This window comes from Mesorhizobium sp. B1-1-5, from assembly GCF_006443065.1.
In the GTDB taxonomy this organism is placed as follows: domain Bacteria; phylum Pseudomonadota; class Alphaproteobacteria; order Rhizobiales; family Rhizobiaceae; genus Mesorhizobium.
Genome location: NZ_VFWS01000534.1, coordinates 1 through 1,165, shown reverse-complemented (window position 1 = coordinate 1,165; position 1,165 = coordinate 1). Strand labels below are relative to the sequence as shown.

At 61.6% G+C, this 1,165-nt stretch carries 1 protein-coding gene; it reads right to left on the bottom strand.

Features of this window, described 5'->3' with window-relative positions; genetic code table 11:
• Positions 1-1,081, bottom strand: a 1,081-nt coding sequence (locus tag FJ980_RS33055) for an FAD-dependent monooxygenase (protein WP_140547607.1), incomplete at its 3' end; no start/stop codon positions are given.
• Positions 1,082-1,165 lie beyond the last annotated feature (84 nt).

The window sequence follows — 1,165 nt, the reverse complement described above, 5'->3', positions numbered from 1 at the left end:
GCATTCCACCCTGTTTCTGGGCGTCGAGCAGCCGGGTCGAAAGGCCGAGAACCGATTCTGCGACCGGACGTCGTTCCTGCTCATAGGTGTCGAGCAGGCAATCATCCGCGCCGTCGAGGACGGCGGCAAGTTTCCAGCCCAGATTATAGGCATCCTGCACGCTGGTGTTCAGGCCCTGGCCGCCGGTTGGCGGATGGATATGAGCTGCATCGCCAACGAGGAATACCCGATCGACCCGGTAGCGATCGGCAAGCCGGGCGTTCATCAGGTAGGCCGACGCCCAGGCGACCGAATCCACCCGCACGTCGCCGCGGCCGGTCCGCTCATTAATCAAGCGCCCCAGCTGTTCTGCTGAGAGGTCCACTTCGCCGTCCAGCGGAATGGGTGCCTGACTCTGGAAGAGATCGGTTCCGGCGAGCGGGCAAGTCGCGACCATTCGCTCCATGTCACCGTCGTTGAACTGGTGCCACGCATCGCGGTCCAGCCCGGTCAACAGCACATCCGCCACGACCGCACGCACGCCCAGCGTCTTGCCGGGGAAATTCAAGCCGAGCGCGCCGCGCACGAAGCTGTGCCCGCCGTCCGCCCCGACAAGATAGCGTGCGCGAACGGTTTGCTCGCCGTTCGGCCCCGCAAGACGTGCCATGACACCGTTCTCACCTTGCTCGAACCCAACCAACTCACATCCGTACTCGACCCTATGGCCTAGTTCTGCCAGCCGCTCTCGCATGATCCGCTCGGTGAGGAATTGCGGAATCATTAGCGCGATGGCGTAAGGCTCTGCCGGGGTCGGATCGGGGCGCTCGCCGGTGTCCTTTTCGATATAGCTGCCGTCATCGCCATACACGCGCATCGGCGGATAGACGCCGCCTGCGGCAACGACCCTGTCGAGAATGCCGAGATCTTCGAAAATCTCCTGTGTCCTCGGCTGGATGCCCTTGCCGCGCGAGCCACGGAAGGGTTCGCTCATCTTCTCAATGAGCTGGAAGGATATACCGCGCCGTGCAAGCTCGATCCCCAGCGTCAGGCCAGCCGCTCCTGCGCCGCAGATGAGCACATCTGCCGCAAAACCGTTTGTCATGTCGATCTCCTTGTGTGTAAAATGCACATAATGGAGAGTCGGAGTGCTGTCAATGAAAAGCGTGAAAAATACACATATTGGGAG